Genomic DNA, 15,449 nt, shown 5'->3' with positions numbered 1-15,449 from the left:
GGGTCACCTGGTTCACCGGCCCGCCCGGGTCAGCCGCCGTTCCCGGTCCCTCCGGGCGCGGCAACCGGAGCCATGGCTCCCACCTGCGCGAACAGCGCCCGGCGACGACACTGGGCGCTAGCCTGGGGCCATGAAGCGCAACGGGGGAGATTTACGCGCGGGTCGTGTCACGGACGCGGCGTTACGGGCGGCGCGGTCCGCGCGGACCGTGGAGGAGTTCTTCGAGAAGGTCAAACGGGCCACGCGTCCGGCGCTGCGGTTCGACATCTGGGCCGGTGTGACCGTGGACCCGCAGACCCTCATGAACACCGGCGGCGACTACCGCGATGCACTGCCGCCGTCCATGATGCCGCGCATGCTCGACATCGAGTACCGGGAGGGCGACGCCAACGACCTGTCACAGCTGGCGACCAGGGCGACGCCCGTGGGCCTACTGAGCCGCGAGACGGGCGGCTGTCTCGAACGCAGCCCGCGCTACCGGGACATCATGCGGCCACTGGGGTTCCGGGACGAACTGCGGGTGCTGCTGCGTGACCGGTACGGAGCATGGGGCGCGCTGATCATGGGGCGCGCGCAGGACGCGCCCGCCTTCGCCCCGTCCGACCTGGCCGTGGCGGCCTCGCTCGCTCAGCCGCTCGGCTCCGTACTGCGCCAGCTGCACCTGACCCGGCTCGCCGAGGCCGGCGCGTCGGCGGCGGCACCGGGTCTGGTGCTGCTGGACGGGGATTACCGGGTGGTGCACCGCACCCCCACCGTGGACATGTGGTTCGAGGGCCTGGCCGGCGAACCGGCCGACGCCACGACCCCGTCCGCGGATGATCGGTTGCCTCCTGCCGTCTACGCCGTGGCGGCCGCGGTCCAGACGCCGGACGCGCCGGGGACCCATACCTCCTGGATGCACAGCCGTGCCCACGGCTGCGTGCGGTTGCACGCCTGGCGTCTCGGCCGCTCCGACACGACGGGGGCCCGCACCGCCGTGGTCGTCGAGAAGGCGGGCTCCGGCGAGCACTTCGGGCTGATCGCCGCGGCCTACGGGCTGACACCGCGCGAGAGGGACGTCACCGGGCTGGTTCTGCGCGGGCACTCCACCGCCGACATCGCACGCCGCGCCGGGCTGTCCCCGCACACGGTTCAGGACCACCTCAAGTCGGTGTTCGACAAGACCGGCCTGCACAGCCGGCGCGAGCTGGTGGCCGGCATCTTCGCCCGCCACTACCTGTGACGTACGCGCAACGCACCAGCCGCCAGGGCGTCGTGGCTTCAAGCGTTAAGGCGTCAGTCGGCGAAGCGGCGCGGCTGAGTCGGGCAGGATGCAAGGCAGGACCGCAGCACGGTCGCGTTTCGTACGCGATTCGTACGGCCCTTGCTCGGAGGGCCCGTTGGGAGCAGTACGCAGGCTGGTCGATGCCGACACGGGCGAGCCGGTCCCCTATGCCCCGTACGCCTTCTCCGGCAGGCACACGCAGGTCAACAAGGCGCGTGTCGAGGCGATCACCGAATCCAAGGCGTTCACGCCCAGTCAGAAGTTCCTCGTACTGTGGCGGATCGGGGTCTCCCCGGAGGGGATGGAACCACTGCGAGCCACCGGCCCGGACATCGCCAAGCGAGTGGGCATGTCCACTGACGCCGTCGGCAAGATCAACCAGAAGCTGGCAAAACACCGCATCCTGATCGTCCGAGGACGTGTCGGCAACTACAACTCCTACCGAATCAGCCCTTACATCGCTTTTCGCGGGCCAGGGCTCGAACAGCGTGAAGCGGTGAAGACATGCAACCCGCCGGATATCCCCGGATTCGATGAGACCGTTCCTGCACGGTGGGAGGCCCAGTGATCAGCAGCGACGACAAGCAGAAGAACCTTGAGCTGCTCGAGAAGACAGTCGGCATGACCGCCAACCAGCGACTCGTCGTCATGCTCTACGCGCTCCACCCCACCGACCGGTCCGGCGCCGTCCTGGAGACCGCCGCCAACCTGGCCAAGCTCGTGGGCATGGCTGCTCCCGTCTTCTCCCGCACCCGTAAGCAGGTCATCGAAGCCGGCTGGCTGGAGGAGACCGAAAGGATCGGGCACATCCGGTACTACCGGCTCGACCCCAAGCGCATGGGCGAAAACGTCGTCATCCCGCTCCGACGCGCCACCTGACGTCCTGCAGACCGCACCTCATGTACGTCACGTCAATGAGGTGCGGTCTGCAGGACGCTCCCATTGGCATGCAAGCAACCTCTGCCGCCATCCCGTGATGGGGCCCGTCGGCGTCCCTTCGTGGCGGTGAGCCGGGGTGTGCGCGCGACTGGACACCGTATGGGCCCTCGGCGGAAAAGGCGTGCAAGGCCGCCCCGAGTACCTGCTGAGCCCGGTTGCGTCCATCGGCTACCGGCGATGACTGCCTGCGGGGCTTACCGCTACTCGTCAAGGACTACTGGCTCAGGAACGTCAGAGCGGCCAGGCTCAGGGTCAGGGCGGCCGCGAAGGCGATGCCGGTTCGTGAGAGGGCCGCTGGAACGGCGGCTCCCTCCCCATCGGGCAAGGCCAAAGGCGATCCTGTTCGCCTCGACACCGATCTGCCGGAGGTCTTCGCCTACTTGCCCTCCTGCGCCGAGGGCTTTGAGGTCGGCGCCCGACGGGTGGCCCAACTGGAGGAGAGGATCGCAGCCCTGACACGGCTGCGGGACATCCTCGTCCACCGGATGCCCTGGCTGGTGACGCCCACAAAGGTGCCACGCAACGAGGCTGCGTGAACCGGCATCCCGCCGCCGCAGACGGCCAGGTGCCGTCGGGCGGCTTTCTGGGCATGACTGACGTCGGGGCCGCGGCAGCGCGGGCGGGGGCGGCGCGGCATGTCCGACGCAGCACCGGGGGGCGGTCGATGACGGTCGAGGAACTGGTGGCAGCACTCGTCGCCTTGGCTGTCGTGTCCGCGAAGAGGCTGGGTGCCGGCCTGGCGGACCGCGCGGTGCAGGGTGTGGAGCAGTCGGTGGCCGTCCGGCTGGCGCGGCTGTACCACTGGATGGCCGGACGGCTGCCCGGCGAGGACGGCGCGGCCCTGGTCGAAGAGGCGGGCCGTTCACCCGCCGCCCAGGCGGAGCTGCGCCGGAGGCTGGCGGGTGCCCTGCGTGCGGACGCGGCGAGCGTCGAGGAACTCCGGCTGTTGCTGCCGGCGTACGCGTCTGCCCTCGCCCGGGGGGATACCGGCCTGCCGTCATCGGCCGGCGTGCCACGGCAGCTGCCGTCGGCGCTGGCCGATTTCACCGGCCGGAACCAGGAGACGGCACGGCTGGTGGAAGCCGCCGGGCGTCCGGGCGGGTGCAGGATCTGTTTGGTGCACGGCCCCGGCGGGATCGGCAAGACAGCCGTCGTGGCGCAGGTCGCTCATCAGCTGGCGCCCTCGTACCTCGACGGCCAGCTGTTCATCGACCTGAACGGGGCGGAGGGGTACCCCGCCGCCACGGGCGAGGTCCTCGTCGACTTCCTGCTGGCGCTGGGAGTAGCGCGCGCGAGGATCCCCGACGACGAGGCCGCACGGACACGGCGGTTCCGACGGAGACGGCCGACCGGCGTCTCCTGGTCGTCCTGGACAACGCGGCCGGCGAGCAGCAGGTGAGTGCGCTGGCACCGGGCGGAGCCCGCTGCGCCGTCCTGATCACCAGCCGTCGGGCCCTCGCCTCACTGGCCGTGGACGAACGCGTCGCACTGCCGGGGCTGGACGAGGGCACCGCCTGGGACCTGCTGGGGCGGATCGGCGGCGCCGACCGGGTGGACGAGGACCCGGAAGCCGGTCGCGACGTGGTCCGTCTGTGCGGCGGGCTCCCGCTGGCCCTGCGTATCGCGGGAGCACGGTGGCCACGGTCCCCGCGCGTCCCGTGGGCTCCTTCGCCCGCGACCTGGCCGACGACCACCGGCGGCTGGATGTGCTGAGCCTGGGCGAGCGTAGCGTTCGCGCGGTCTTCCGTGCCGCCTACCAGGCTCTCCCGCCGTTGCAGCGGCGCGCGTTCCGGCTGCTGTCGGCACTGGACACCCCCGACCTGCCAGCCTGGGCGCTGTCGCCCCTGCTGGACGTGGACACCGACGCGGCGGACGCCTGCGTGGAGGGACTGCTGCTGGCGCACCTCGTGCAGGCGCGCCGCGGCAGGACCGAGGGGCAGCGCATCGTGCTGCACGACCTCGCACGCGGGTACGCCAAGGAGCAGGCCGCCGAGCATCCGGCGGCGGAGGCCGACAGCGCCGTGCGCCGTCTGCTGGGCGCCCTCCTCGGCGCGGCCGACGCGGCCGACGCCCGGCTGCGGCCGGCCGGTGCCCGGCACCGCGGCCGCGACGGGGCGGTCCGCCGTCCGCCGCCGGCCGGCGCCCTGACAGGCGATGTGCAGGAGGCCGTCGAGTGGTTCGAAGCCGAGCGGGGCGTGCTCGTCGCAGCAGTCGTCCACGCCCACGCCCGCGGCTGGTGGGAGCTGTGCTGGACGATCACCGACGCGATGAGCGTCGCCCTGGAGCATCAGTGGCGCTGGGACATCAGCAATCGGCTCCACCAGCTCGCTCTGGACGCGGCCGACCGCCTCGGCGACGGCCGGGCCCGGGCCGCTCTGCTGCGCAACCTCGGCGAGGCCCTGCGCGACGGCAGCGGTGAGATGGACAGGGCCGCGGAGTGCCTCCACGAGGCGATCGCCCTCTTCCGCGGCGCGGGCGACACTCACGGCGAGAGCGATGCCATGGGCAACCTGGGCATCCTTCAGCGACAGCAGGGCCTGCTCACGGACGCCGCGAGAACGCTTACCGATGCAGAGATGCTCTTCAGGGCCGTGCCGCTCGAACGCGGCCTGGCCTGGGCCCTGCGCGAGAAGGCCGTGATCAGCCGGCACCGAGCCGACTACGGCGACGCACTCCTCCGGCTCGACGAGGCACAGGCCCTGTTCGCCGCCAACGGAGAGACCCGCGGCATCGGCTGGGTCCTGCGCACCCGCGCCGACACCGAGAAGGAGCGCGCCGTGGACGGCTGCCCGCTGCCCCGCCGGTGGTACACAGGGCCCTGGCCCGGGCAGCACGCCACGAGCCGCCCCGAAGACGATCCGCGCTGGGCCACGGCCCGCGCGCCCTGCACGAGCACGCCGCCGGGCTCCTGCACGCCGTCGGAGACCACCGCGGGCACATCTGGACAACCCTGGGGCTTGCCGACATGGCCCTGTGGGAGGGCGACCGCAGCGTCGCCGAACTGATCAGCCGCGTGCTCCGGCAGACCAGCGCCTGCGGCGACCACCGCGGACATAGCAGGGCCCTGACCGTGCAGGCGCTGCTGCACGCCGAGGCGAACCGCCTCGACGACGCCGTCGCACTGGCGGAACAAGCCCTCGCCCACCCCCGCGACCACGTCGGCGCCGCCCAGGCCGGGTTCCGCCTCGCCCGCCTCTACGGCGCCGCCGGCAGGCACCACGACGTCCTCGACCTCGTCCAGCGGTCCCGTAGCCACCACAGCGCCGCCGGGATGCCCTTCCCCGCCCGCGCCGACCTCGAACTGGCCAGGGCACTCACCCGCCCCGCTCCCCGGGCCCGCCGCTTCCGCCGGGGCCGGTGACACCGCGGCCCGCCGAAGCCGGTGCCACGCATCCTCCTGGCGGGCGGGCGGGCGGCGGTCCCACCGGGCGGGTGCTGCACCGGACGACCAGCAGGCAGGCGGAGCGGCCTGGCGGCGGCTGATCAGGCCGCCTCCGAGCGCCGCCGTCCTCCGGCGACGCGTCAAGACCTCCGTCCGAGCGTGCTCCCGACCGCCCGATGCGACGGACTCAGGCGACGCCGAACGCAGCTGTTTCCGCGAGACGCGATGTCATCCGAAGCCGGACACGGTCGTACCCGGTGCAGCTTCCCCGCCCACCGGAAGGCCGAAGGATGACCAGCATGCTGTACGTGACACTGCGGCGACGCGTCGACGCCGGGACCGTCCCGGGTGCCGTCGCCCTCGTGGCCCGCGGTGACGACGTCGAGGTGGTCGCCGTGGGCTCGGCCGACGCCGACGGCATTGTCCCGTGACCCAAGAGTCGATCTTCAGGATCGCCTCCATCACCAAGCCGATCATGGCCGCGGCGCCGCTGACGCTGGTCCAGGAGGGCCGCGTCGCGCTGGACGACCCGATCGTCGAGTGGCTGCCGGAACTGGCGAAGCCCCGGGTGGCCCGCACGCCGACGAGCCGGTTCGACGACGTGGTCCCTGCAGCCCGTCCGCTCACGATGGAGGACCTGCTCGCCTCCCGGCCGGGCTGGGGCCTGCCCCTGGACTTCTCCCTGCCGGCCGCCCAGGCGCTAATGCGGGTGCAGGATCACAGCCGCCCCATGCAAGGCTGGCCTGCCCCGGACGAGTGGCTGGCCCGGCTCGCCGAGGTGCCGCTGCTGCACCAGCCGGGCGAGGAGTGGCTGTATGGCACGGCGTCCGCCCTTTAGGGGCCGCTGGCCGCGAGGGCGACGGGTCTGAGCCTGCCCGAGTTCCTGGCGGAGCGGATCTTCGAGCCACTGGCGATGCGGGACACCGCGTTCGAGGTCCCGGCAGCGGAACGGGACCGGTTCACCTGGGCCTACGCTCCGTCGGACGGCGGCCTGCGGCTCACGGACACTCCGGACGGAGACTTCAGCAGGGCTCCGCGCTTCGCCTCGGGCGGCGGGCTGGTCTCCACCGCCACCGACTACCTGACCTTCGCCCGCATGCTGCTGTCCGGCGGCAGTGACGTGCTGTCCCCGGCCTCGGTGAGCCGCCTCATCAGCAACCACCTCACCGCGGCGCAACGCGGGAGGGCGACGATGTTCTTGCAGGGCCAGGGCTGGGGTTACGGCGGTCAGGTCGATGTCGAAGGCGATCGACCCGTAGAACCTCCCGGCCGCTACGGCTGGGTCGGCGGCACCGGACGACGGCCCATGTGATCCCAGCCACGAACACGGTCACGATCCTGCTGACCCAGGTGGCGATGACCGGCCCGACCCCGAATGCGCTGATGCGCGCCTTCTGGCGGGCGTGCGTCTAAGGTCAGGGTCCCTGTGCTGACCCAACGGTGCGGTCCCTGCGCCGTCCGCGGAATGTCCGGGGGCGGGTGTGGCTGTGGGAGGCGTGGTGGTGAAGGGAACTGTCTCCTGGGCCTCACCTATTGCCTGCGGGGATGATCGTTCGGCTGAAGCCACGCAGAGCCTAAGTGGTTTTCAACAGCCCAAGCGGACAGTCATAGCCGGACTGGGGTGTTCGATTATGGGGCCCGGACGCCTCGCGAAAGATCGGCCAGCGATCAGGCCTACGCAGAGCCCGGCGACCGGTTCCGTGATCGTTGTGGTGGCGGCCGCACGGCTTCCAGGGTGATGCCTCTGACACTCCAGGCTTGCGAGGCCTCAGCGAAGAGTGGCGAATCCTGGCGTCTTCGCGACCACACGCTTTACGGGTTCAGCCCCGGCCGACGGCCACGCCGGCCGCGACTGTCTCCTGCCCGGGAAAGCCAGGGCGCGTGACCGGGGCGGGGTGCGCAGCGTTCCACAGTCGTGGACGGCTACCTGGACCTGAACTGGAAGAGATCGAGTTCGCGCCGGTGGAGACAGCGGGCGAGCGGCTGCCGCTGCTCACCCTTCGAGAGGCGCACGACCTGCTGAACTGGCTGCGCCTCGCCATGGCCGAGCGCGGGGCCCATGCACTGGAGGCCGGGCGCTGGGCAAAGGAGATCGCTGCTCGTGTCCCGTCACAGGAGTGGATCCCCATCGCGCGAGGCCGCGGGCGGCGCAGGTCTCTCCAACCCGACGGCCTGGCGAAGTTGCGACACGTACGCGTCCACCTCGCTGGCCCGATACCCATAATTCGTTGATCCATCCGGGCGCGGGAAGGTCCCGGCGTGGGTCCTTAAGAAGTGCCTCAGACGGCTTGCACCGATGGTTGCGGCTGCACGAACCTCTTTGAGGAACGCATCCACATCTCGGATTTCATATTGAAGACCAACTTCCCCATCAGGCCTCCAGATCGACTCAACAACGAACCTGGGTGCCTGGACTGAATCCAGGAGGCTGTACTCTTCCTCGGCTACGCCGGTCTCCAGAGCAGACACTCGGTCGATAGTGGCTGCGAGGGCGGCTTCGAGCCTGTCGACCTGGAACCGCAGTTGCTCCATCTCGGCGGCAGCGCCCACGCCCGGGCGCCGACGCATGACGTCGTTGCGGGCACGCTCCCAAGCCTGACGCCACGGCTCCCACGTCTGCCCGCAACCTTTGGTGATCAACAATTTGAAGTTTTCCTCCCGGGGGAAGGCCTTGCCGTTGATCAACTGTGACACGGTACCTGTGGACAAGGTCGCACGCTTGGCAGCTTCGGCCCCACTCAGCTCCAGGCAGAGCATGAGTTCCTTCGTGGCGTTGGCCAGCTGCAACGACGAGGACACATGAGCAGGATCCGGCAGCGCGCGGTCAGGTCTGATAGCTATGGCTTCCCCCTTCAGATGTTCACCATCGTAGGTTGAAGCGGCCCTCCCAGCAGGCCCTTTCGCCAAGCAGCTTGGACGATCGAAATCGCCGTTTCAGAAAGACCCTTCAGGACCGGTTCGGCTGTTCTGCTAGTGGCACCTGCTCGCCAAAGTGGAGGTATTCGTGGTCAGCGTGCTGTCCCTGTCCGTCCTCGTCGCACTGGCCGCCATGGCCATCGCAGCGATCGCCACAGTCCTGCTCTCCCGCCAAGCTCTCAAGGGCAGCTCCCCGAGGGCACGGGCCGAGATCCTTCGGGCACTCGCTGAGGTGGTTCGCGCCGCACGGGGCGGCGAGTCGCAGAGGTGAGCTTGCCGCGCTCCACGACCAACGGTCGTGGAGCGCGGCGCGTACGCCCCTCGGGCGGCTGATCATGCCGGAGTGCTGAGGAGGGTCGCGAATTGTTCCCACCTGATGTCACCGACGCCGTATGGCCTCTTACAACGGCTAACACAATGAGCTGAGTTGTCGGTGTGCGATCAGGCAGCAGGCAAGTTTGAGGAACGCTTCGTGGATGTCGGCTCTGCGTTCCCAGCGGATTCGCAGACGTCGGAAGCCGTGCAGCCACGCGAAGCTTTTCTCGATCACCCAGCGGTAGGTGCCCAGTCCAGTGCCGTGCCGTGTTCCGCGGCGGGCGATGGCCGGCACGATGCCGCGAGCGCGGACCTGATCTCGGTAGATGTCGTGGTCGTAGCCACGGTCGGCGAAGAGCGAGTCGGGTTTGCGGCGCGGTCGTCCGAGCCGGCCGCGGACCGGCGGGATCGCATCGAGCAAGGGCAGGAGCTGGGTGACGTCGTTGCGGTTGCCGCCGGTCAGCAGGACGGCGAGCGGGGTGCCGTGTCCGTCGGTGATGAGGTGGTGTTTCGAGCCTGCCCGGCCCCGGTCGACCGGCGAGGGGCCCGTGTGGCTCCCCCTTTTAGCGCCCTGACATGGGAAGAATCGACCACGCAGCGGGACCAGTCCAGCCGGGGAGGCTGCGTTCAGTTCGGCCAGCAGGACCTCGTGGAGCCGTTGCCACACACCGGCCTCGTTCCAGTCCCGCAGGCGTCGCCAGCAGGTCATGCCCGATCCGAATCCCAGCTCCTTCGGACGGTACTCCCACTGGATGCCGGTGTGCAGCACGTACAGGATCCCGCACAGCACCTCCCGGTCCGGTAACGCCTTGCGGCCGGGATACCGGAAGCGGCGCTCACGCTGCGGCAGCAGCGGCTCCAGGCGGTCCCACAGCTCATCCGACACGATCCACGGCGATGTCCCCACGCCAGCCGAACGTGCAACTCCCGCCACGGACACGGCAACCAGCGCCGATCCACCTCATTGTGTTAGCCGTTGTAAGAGAAGGCGCCGTGCCGATCAACGTGGTCCGCGCCACCGAGGACCACAGCATCCGTTTTCATCAGTACCACCTGCCCGACCAGGGCAGGGTCCGCTACCGCAAGGTGTGCGAGCTGGAGGACCGTGAGGTGGCCCAGGACGAGATCGGCAAGGGCTACGAGTTCACCTCAACGCAGGTTATTCCGATCACGGACGAGGATCTCAGCAACCTGCCCCTGCCGACCGCCAAGGCGATCGAGATCGACGCGTTCGTGCCCCTGGAGTCGGTCGACCCGATCCGGATCGCCGAGGGCTACTACCTGCAGCCGGCAGGCCAGGTCGCGGCCAAGCCGTACAAGCTCCTGGTGAAGGCCCTGTCACGATCGTCGAAGGCTGGCCGTCGCCAAGTACGCCTGGTCCGGCCGCGAGCATCTGCGACTGCTGCGTGTGCGCGACGACGTCCTGGTCCTGCATGCCATGCGCTGGCCCGACGAGATCTGCGACCCCACCGGACTGCTCCCGCCGCCGACGGAGTTGTCCGAGGCGGAGATCGAGGGCGCGCTCGCGCTCATGGACACCATGACGGTGGACGAACTGCAGGGCCCTGAGTTCCAGGCCCGCTACACCGAGGCGATCGCGCAGATCATCAAGGAGAAGCGGGAGGCCAAACCGCTGCGCGAGACGCCGGAGCCGGAGCAGCCAGCGCCGGTGCTGGACCTGATGGCCGCGCTACAGGAATCGGTGTCGAAGGCGAAGGCGTCGCGGGGTGAGTCCGCCGGCCCGGCGGAGGTGCACGAACTGCCGCAGCCGAAGAAGGCCGCTGCGAAGAAGCAGCCGCCGGTCCCGCAGCGCCTAGGTCAGGAACCCGTGCACTGATCCGGTGCGGTCAGTCAGCGGGCTGTCGGGACGGCCGGGGAATGTCCCGCGGGCGCGCGCCCAGCACCTCTGAGTGTTGGACGTGTCTTGACAACTCGACCCGTTCCACTACCGGCCGTAAACCCTGCGCACAGGAATTCCTGCCTGCCTGACCAGCTCAAGAGTGGTGTGATCCTGATCCTCATAACGCCAGGCATCCATTTCCGCTTGCTTCTTACGGAAAATCGTCACCCCGCCAAATACGTCAACCACTATAATGCGATATTCATCGATGGTTTCCCCCTCCACCAAGCCAGGTATCAAGTGATAAATGAAGCCCATAAGAGGTGCCCCGTGGTCCACTGCGCGCGGCGGCCAGTCAATTAAGTGTTCATGCGTGACGCTTGCTACGTACCCGGGCCTGAATGACAGTTCGGGTAGCCTTTCTTGGAAGTTCTGCATGCGAATCCCAGTAAGCCACCTATTGCCCGTCCTGACCTGCAATTTGAATCGCAGTGGATGGATGGGGTGGGAGGAGGCATTTGTCAGGATGATGTGCAGGCACACCGCATCCCCGTCCGGTTGCCCGGGAACGGTAAAGTGCACACTCCGCCTCCACCCCATGGTGATTGACCCCGACAACTTCGGCTTAGGACGGGTCGCCCGCCAGGCGGCATAGGCAGAGACAATCGAAATGAGTGCGGCGACGACAGCCACAATCAGACTGGCTAGTTCCACGGAACCCCCAGAATCTTGCTGTGATCAACTTCTTCTTTACGGCAGTATCATGCCCGACGACCGTCGGGTTTAGCCCATCTCCGTGTTGATCCGCCTGGCCTAGGTCCAAGCACGCTGGGGCGCGGCTCCGACTGTGTGACGTCGTCGGTATCGGAGCCAACCGAGACTGTCCGGTCGAGGCCAGCAGGTTCCCGTGGCTGTCGGTGATCAGGTGTGGGGTTTGAGCCAGCCCAATTTCGGTCTAGTGAGAGATAGCGAACACCGGCCGCATGTGAGTGACGTGGATGCCATTTCTGATCTTGAACTCTATAGGCTCTATCGTCAACATGCATGCCCTCGCCGGAGAACAGGCACCGACCCCGCACGGGTCACCGCGCTCCTGGCCGCCGCCCACATCATCTGCCAATTGGCCGACCCCAGAACCGCACGCAAGACACGCAGGCTCCTGGTACTGCCTCCGCCACGTATGACGACACTCGACAGTCTCGGGCACCGTGGGACCGCCAGCTTTTGTCACGGGCCTATGCGGCGGTGCGATCAGGGCCGGGCAGTCGGGGGCGCTCCGCACCGCCGATGCCGCGGTTGCAGCCGGTGACTCATATATATGGAACGTGCCTTGATTGGGCAGCAGATCGCCGCGAGGAAGAACAGCGCCGCGCACCGGCCGACTTCTTCGACAGCTGGGTACGGCGGGACCGCGCCCGCTTGGCAACGGCGGCGCGCTCCGAGCTTGGTTATGGAGAGGCCCAGCATCCTTAGGTGACGTCACGCATAGGTGACTGGCACACGAAACCTGCACGCTAGTTCGCGGCTGGCGCTACGGTCGTCCCTCCCAAGCACCCTGGGGGGACACATGAGCAACCCGTACACCATGCCGCCACAGCCACCCGCCCCGGTGAGCCCGAAGTGGGCACGGAAGCGGTACATACTGCCCGCGATCGGCCTCGCCTTCTTCCTCGGCATTGGCGCCGGCGGCAGTGGCCAGGACAAGGGCGGCGACGCCAAGCCGACGGCCGAGAAGGTGCGACCTGCCGTCACGGTTACCGTCACGGCCACAGCCACTGAAACGGCAACGCCTGAACCAGCGCCGACGGTGACCGAGACGAAGACGGTCAAGGTGAAGGTGACCGTCACCGCGTGTGCAGCGGCTGCTGGTTCGGGCGGGAGCGGTGGCTCGTCGGGCGGTCGTCCGCAGGCGGCGGCTCCGGCTCCTCGGGCGGCTCCAGCAGTGCCGGAACCGGTGCCACCGCGCTCTGCAACGACGGCACGTACTCGTACGCCGCCCATCAAGGTGCCTGCTCGCACCACGGAGGCGTAGCCGTCTTCTACCGGTAGACCCGTAAGTGCACGAACCGCCCGGCCAACGTCATCTGGCGGACGGTGCTTACGTTCCACACGCTTCGAAAGGGACTCGATGATTGGCCTTGCCATCTCCCTTGTCCGGCTGTCTCTGCGGCTCTGCTTCGGGGCGATCGACATGATGTTCTGGATGTGCACCCTCGGGAAGGTAGACTCCAGGACCCGGCGCTTCGTTTGACCTGCTTGCGGGCGGGCCAGTGGGTTTATCCCCTCCCGGGTGCACAGGGTCGTGCGGGCCACCCAGAACGCGGGCGGCGTTCGCCAGCCGGTCACCTGTCCCGCGCGGGGGCTGTCCACCACCGCCCCCGACTGGCCGACCCGGACGCACCCGCCGCGCCCCTGTCATCGGGTCCGAAGCCGGGGTGTGGGAGATACCCCGCGTGCTGTTGCAGTACCAGTGGGCCGTCCTCGCCGGCGCCGCTGTTCGCGAGAACGCCGCTCCACCGTCGCCGCGCGCGGTCGGGCGAAACAGCAGCGGCACCCCCGTCCTCGGCCGCGGTGATGACGATGTCCGCCTGTGTGCCGCCTTTGCCGGTCCAGGTTCCTGTTGCGGGTAGCGCTACCTGGGTCGCGTAGGAGGCAGTGGTGCCCAGCCCGCCCGGCGCGTCGACGGCGGCCTGCGCGGCGGCGAGGACGTCGGCTGGCGGTCGAGTCCGAGGGTCTGGCGACGGCGTCCTACGGGCAGATGGACTGGTTTCGGGCGGTCACGTGGCGCGTATGGGGCGTCGTTGTTGCGCAGACTGTGTGTGTGGTGTCGTTGAGCTGGTAGGAGCGGAGGTCGCTGATGGTGCCGCCCTTGCGTCCGACGCGGACGTGCCGGCCGAAGTAGTTGTCCTTCTGGTAGACGCGCGCGGTGCGACTGCTTTGTTGATGATGGAGCTGCCCTTGCCGCGGATGTAGTCCGGCAGGTGCCGTACCGACCCGTCGACGGCGCGTTTGACGTAGGGCTGGCTGTTGAAGTTGATGTCGGGGTAGATGCATACGAACCCGCGCGGGCAGGTGATCTGGTCCCGGGGCACCGCGGGGGCGCCCGCAGTAGTTGTGGGGTGGGCGGGCGCGAGGCCGGTCAGTGATGCGGCCAGGACGGTCGGGACGGCGGCGAGCAGCGCAGTCCTGCCAGTACGGGGCCGCCGTTAGGCTGAAGTCTCTTGGTATCCGCCTGTCCTGGCGGAACGGTTTCTCATTCCGCTTCCCGTCGATGTTCATCCAGACAAGTGAGTCGGTGCTGGCCAGCTCTCGACGGTTTCGTCGTCCGCGCCGCACTTGGCCGCACTTGGTGAACCTCGTCGTCTAGCTCGGCCTCCAGCTGCGCCGTCGCGGCCAGGGCGGTCCGGGGGGTGCGGCCGGGATGCGGGTGCGGGGTACAGCCGGAGCGTGCGGGGGTCTGCCTTCACCGTGTCGCGCGGTGTCACTGGAGGTCCGGCTGAGTATGAGGATTCCGCTATCTCATCGCGAGGGGTAGCACTCAGAGGTGCGGGCACCCCGTACGGTCCAGCGCTTTGCGGGCGGCGAGGTAGCCCGCGATCTTGAACGCCAGTTCGTGAGAGCCGAAGGTATCGGCTCGGGCGCGCCGCAGCACCACCCGAGTGGCGATCACGACTGCGTGCTCGGGCGAGCTCAGCTGCTCCTGGATCCCCACGGCGGCAGCCTCGAAGAAGCGTGACAGGGCTTCGGCCGGTTCGTAGTCCACCGTGAGGCCTTGAGCCACCTCGAAGACGAAGCCGTCAGCTGCGGGCTCGAAATCCACCTCTATCTCCGCGAAATGCGGCGCGCAGTTCTGCTTTTGATGCTGTACCCGTACACCACGGATCGGATACGGCGGGAACCGGGGCAGCGCTGACGTCATGCCGGAACGCTACCCCTGCCTGGTACCGCGCTTCGCTTCCACCGGCCCAGGCTCCAACAGCAGTGACGTCCAGCTGTTCCCCGCTGCCCGACCGGCCGAGAACGACCAGCCCGTTCACCGATGCCGGCGCCGGCCCTGGCGGAGCATCCTGGCAACCACCGCACCGGCCGCCTTCGCGAGGGTGGTGGTGCGGCCGACGTACCGAAGGCGCCCCTCGTCGTCGCACCTGCCAGCAGCAGAGCCCGGGGAACCGTCAGGGGACCGCCTCGCCAGCGAGCTCCCCCGTGTCGCCTGAGCACGCGCCGCGCCAGTCCCAACTCGTTGTGGCTGAACCCGCGCTGAGCCAGTGCGGAGCAGGAGGCGGCCGGGTTTCCGGATGCCCGGCAGATGCTCGGACCAGCTAGGTGTATTGATCACGAGCGTTGTTAACGGTGCCGGGTCTTGATCATGGCGAAGACCTCCGGTGTGGTGGAGGTGTCTAGGCTCCACACCACGCACGGAGGTCTTCGTGTCCCACCGTAATGCCAGGCTGACCGCTCACGGCAGGCGGATCCTGGTCGAACGCGTTCTTGCCGGACGGCCGGTCGCGCACGTGGCGGCCGAGATGGGCATATCCCGGCCCACCGCCCACAAGTGGATCCGTCGCTGGCGGGCCGAGGGTGAGGCCGGTCTGCACGACCGTTCCAGCAGGCCGGGCACGACACCCCATCGCACTCCAGCCGGGGTCGAGGCCCGGGTCTGCCGTCTGCGGACCGACCGCAAGCTCGGGCCGGCCCGCATCGGACCCATCTTGGGCCTGCCGACCTCGACGGTGCACCGGATCCTGCTCCGCCACGGCCTGAACCGCCTGGCCTGGCTGGACCGCCCGACCGGG

16 protein-coding genes and 3 pseudogenes are annotated in these 15,449 nt (G+C 68.9%); 14 read left to right on the top strand and 5 right to left on the bottom strand.

Annotation, left to right across the window (positions count from 1 at the left end; translation table 11 throughout):
• Positions 1 to 130: 130 nt before the first annotated feature.
• From ACZ4U1_RS00095 to ACZ4U1_RS00055, 9 genes and pseudogenes are all read left to right on the top strand, one after another.
• Positions 131 to 1,222 carry a response regulator transcription factor gene (locus ACZ4U1_RS00095; RefSeq protein ID WP_467897612.1) on the top strand — a complete coding sequence of 364 codons (1,092 nt, stop codon included), beginning with the start codon at positions 131 to 133 and terminating at the stop codon, positions 1,220 to 1,222.
• A gap of 157 nt (positions 1,223 to 1,379) precedes the next feature.
• Entirely contained in the window at positions 1,380 to 1,832 is a 453-nt protein-coding gene (locus ACZ4U1_RS00090) for a MarR family transcriptional regulator (protein WP_467897610.1), read from the top strand.
• Positions 1,832 to 2,143 carry a replication initiation protein, RepL2 gene (locus tag ACZ4U1_RS00085; protein WP_189998043.1) on the top strand — a complete coding sequence of 104 codons (312 nt, stop codon included), beginning with the start codon at positions 1,832 to 1,834 and terminating at the stop codon, positions 2,141 to 2,143. Before ACZ4U1_RS00090 ends, ACZ4U1_RS00085 begins: the two co-directional genes overlap by 1 nt.
• Before the next feature lie 724 nt (positions 2,144 to 2,867).
• Entirely contained in the window at positions 2,868 to 3,602 is a 735-nt protein-coding gene (locus ACZ4U1_RS00080; protein WP_467897609.1) for an AAA family ATPase, read from the top strand.
• Positions 3,599 to 3,916: a hypothetical protein gene (locus tag ACZ4U1_RS00075; RefSeq protein ID WP_467897607.1), complete on the top strand. Its 318-nt coding sequence runs from the start codon at positions 3,599 to 3,601 to the stop codon at positions 3,914 to 3,916. Before ACZ4U1_RS00080 ends, ACZ4U1_RS00075 begins: the two co-directional genes overlap by 4 nt.
• Positions 3,838 to 5,208, top strand: a complete 1,371-nt coding sequence (locus ACZ4U1_RS00070; RefSeq protein WP_467897606.1) for a tetratricopeptide repeat protein — start codon at positions 3,838 to 3,840, stop codon at positions 5,206 to 5,208. Before ACZ4U1_RS00075 ends, ACZ4U1_RS00070 begins: the two co-directional genes overlap by 79 nt.
• On the top strand, positions 5,169 to 5,564 hold the full coding sequence (locus ACZ4U1_RS00065; RefSeq protein WP_467897605.1) for a hypothetical protein: 396 nt from the start codon (positions 5,169 to 5,171) through the stop codon (positions 5,562 to 5,564). Before ACZ4U1_RS00070 ends, ACZ4U1_RS00065 begins: the two co-directional genes overlap by 40 nt.
• A gap of 311 nt (positions 5,565 to 5,875) precedes the next feature.
• Positions 5,876 to 6,998: pseudogene (locus ACZ4U1_RS00060) on the top strand (serine hydrolase domain-containing protein).
• A gap of 468 nt (positions 6,999 to 7,466) precedes the next feature.
• A pseudogene (locus ACZ4U1_RS00055) lies at positions 7,467 to 7,640 on the top strand (DUF6417 family protein); the annotation flags it as partial.
• A 54-nt stretch (positions 7,641 to 7,694) separates the two neighbouring features.
• Here the strand turns inward: ACZ4U1_RS00055 and ACZ4U1_RS00050 are convergent.
• Complete coding sequence (locus ACZ4U1_RS00050) at positions 7,695 to 8,384, bottom strand: hypothetical protein (RefSeq protein ID WP_467900104.1); 690 nt, start codon at positions 8,382 to 8,384, stop codon at positions 7,695 to 7,697.
• 205 nt (positions 8,385 to 8,589) lie between these two features.
• Here ACZ4U1_RS00050 and ACZ4U1_RS00045 point away from each other — a divergent pair, with 205 nt between their 5' ends.
• Positions 8,590 to 8,772: a hypothetical protein gene (locus tag ACZ4U1_RS00045; protein ID WP_467897604.1), complete on the top strand. Its 183-nt coding sequence runs from the start codon at positions 8,590 to 8,592 to the stop codon at positions 8,770 to 8,772.
• A gap of 138 nt (positions 8,773 to 8,910) precedes the next feature.
• Here the strand turns inward: ACZ4U1_RS00045 and ACZ4U1_RS00040 are convergent, their stop codons facing one another.
• Positions 8,911 to 9,702 carry an IS5 family transposase gene (locus ACZ4U1_RS00040; RefSeq protein WP_467897602.1) on the bottom strand — a complete coding sequence of 264 codons (792 nt, stop codon included), beginning with the start codon at positions 9,700 to 9,702 and terminating at the stop codon, positions 8,911 to 8,913.
• An 11-nt stretch (positions 9,703 to 9,713) separates the two neighbouring features.
• Between ACZ4U1_RS00040 and ACZ4U1_RS00035 the strand changes: the two are divergent.
• Both ACZ4U1_RS00035 and ACZ4U1_RS00030 read left to right on the top strand, forming a co-directional pair.
• Positions 9,714 to 10,115: pseudogene (locus ACZ4U1_RS00035) on the top strand (Ku protein); the annotation flags it as partial.
• 109 nt (positions 10,116 to 10,224) lie between these two features.
• On the top strand, positions 10,225 to 10,653 hold the full coding sequence (locus tag ACZ4U1_RS00030; protein ID WP_467900102.1) for a hypothetical protein: 429 nt from the start codon (positions 10,225 to 10,227) through the stop codon (positions 10,651 to 10,653).
• Between the two features lie 108 nt (positions 10,654 to 10,761).
• Here ACZ4U1_RS00030 and ACZ4U1_RS00025 read toward each other — a convergent pair whose 3' ends face one another.
• Positions 10,762 to 11,094, bottom strand: a complete 333-nt coding sequence (locus ACZ4U1_RS00025; protein WP_467897600.1) for a hypothetical protein — start codon at positions 11,092 to 11,094, stop codon at positions 10,762 to 10,764.
• Between the two features lie 1,413 nt (positions 11,095 to 12,507).
• On the opposite strand from ACZ4U1_RS00025, the gene ACZ4U1_RS00020 reads away from it, so the two are divergent.
• Positions 12,508 to 12,705: a DUF3761 domain-containing protein gene (locus tag ACZ4U1_RS00020; protein WP_467897598.1), complete on the top strand. Its 198-nt coding sequence runs from the start codon at positions 12,508 to 12,510 to the stop codon at positions 12,703 to 12,705.
• 728 nt (positions 12,706 to 13,433) lie between these two features.
• On the opposite strand, the gene ACZ4U1_RS00015 is transcribed toward ACZ4U1_RS00020, so the two are convergent.
• Both ACZ4U1_RS00015 and ACZ4U1_RS00010 read right to left on the bottom strand, forming a co-directional pair.
• The gene (locus ACZ4U1_RS00015) at positions 13,434 to 13,748 is read right to left on the bottom strand and encodes a peptidase inhibitor family I36 protein (protein WP_467897596.1); all 315 of its coding nucleotides are present in this window, start codon (positions 13,746 to 13,748) and stop codon (positions 13,434 to 13,436) included.
• A 446-nt stretch (positions 13,749 to 14,194) separates the two neighbouring features.
• Positions 14,195 to 14,575, bottom strand: a complete 381-nt coding sequence (locus tag ACZ4U1_RS00010; protein ID WP_467897594.1) for a hypothetical protein — start codon at positions 14,573 to 14,575, stop codon at positions 14,195 to 14,197.
• A gap of 508 nt (positions 14,576 to 15,083) precedes the next feature.
• Here ACZ4U1_RS00010 and ACZ4U1_RS00005 point away from each other — a divergent pair.
• On the top strand, positions 15,084 to 15,449 hold a 366-nt coding region (locus ACZ4U1_RS00005; RefSeq protein WP_467897592.1), incomplete at its 3' end, for a helix-turn-helix domain-containing protein.

The sequence above is a fragment of the Streptomyces sp. NPDC028928 genome (assembly GCF_055564915.1).
The sequence above is the reverse complement of the archived record's forward strand: the minus strand, read 5'-3'. Positions and strand labels throughout refer to the sequence as shown.

What these genes read in the sequence shown, in the direction of transcription:
- ACZ4U1_RS00095 (WP_467897612.1), top strand. Translation starts at nt 131, where the DNA reads ATGAAGCGCAACGGGGGAGATTTACGCGCGGGTCGTGTCACGGACGCG.
- ACZ4U1_RS00080 (WP_467897609.1), top strand. Translation starts at nt 2,868, where the DNA reads ATGACGGTCGAGGAACTGGTGGCAGCACTCGTCGCCTTGGCTGTCGTG.
- ACZ4U1_RS00065 (WP_467897605.1), top strand. Translation starts at nt 5,169, where the DNA reads ATGGCCCTGTGGGAGGGCGACCGCAGCGTCGCCGAACTGATCAGCCGC.
- ACZ4U1_RS00025 (WP_467897600.1), bottom strand. Translation starts at nt 11,094, where the DNA reads ATGCAGAACTTCCAAGAAAGGCTACCCGAACTGTCATTCAGGCCCGGG.
- ACZ4U1_RS00010 (WP_467897594.1), bottom strand. Translation starts at nt 14,575, where the DNA reads ATGACGTCAGCGCTGCCCCGGTTCCCGCCGTATCCGATCCGTGGTGTA.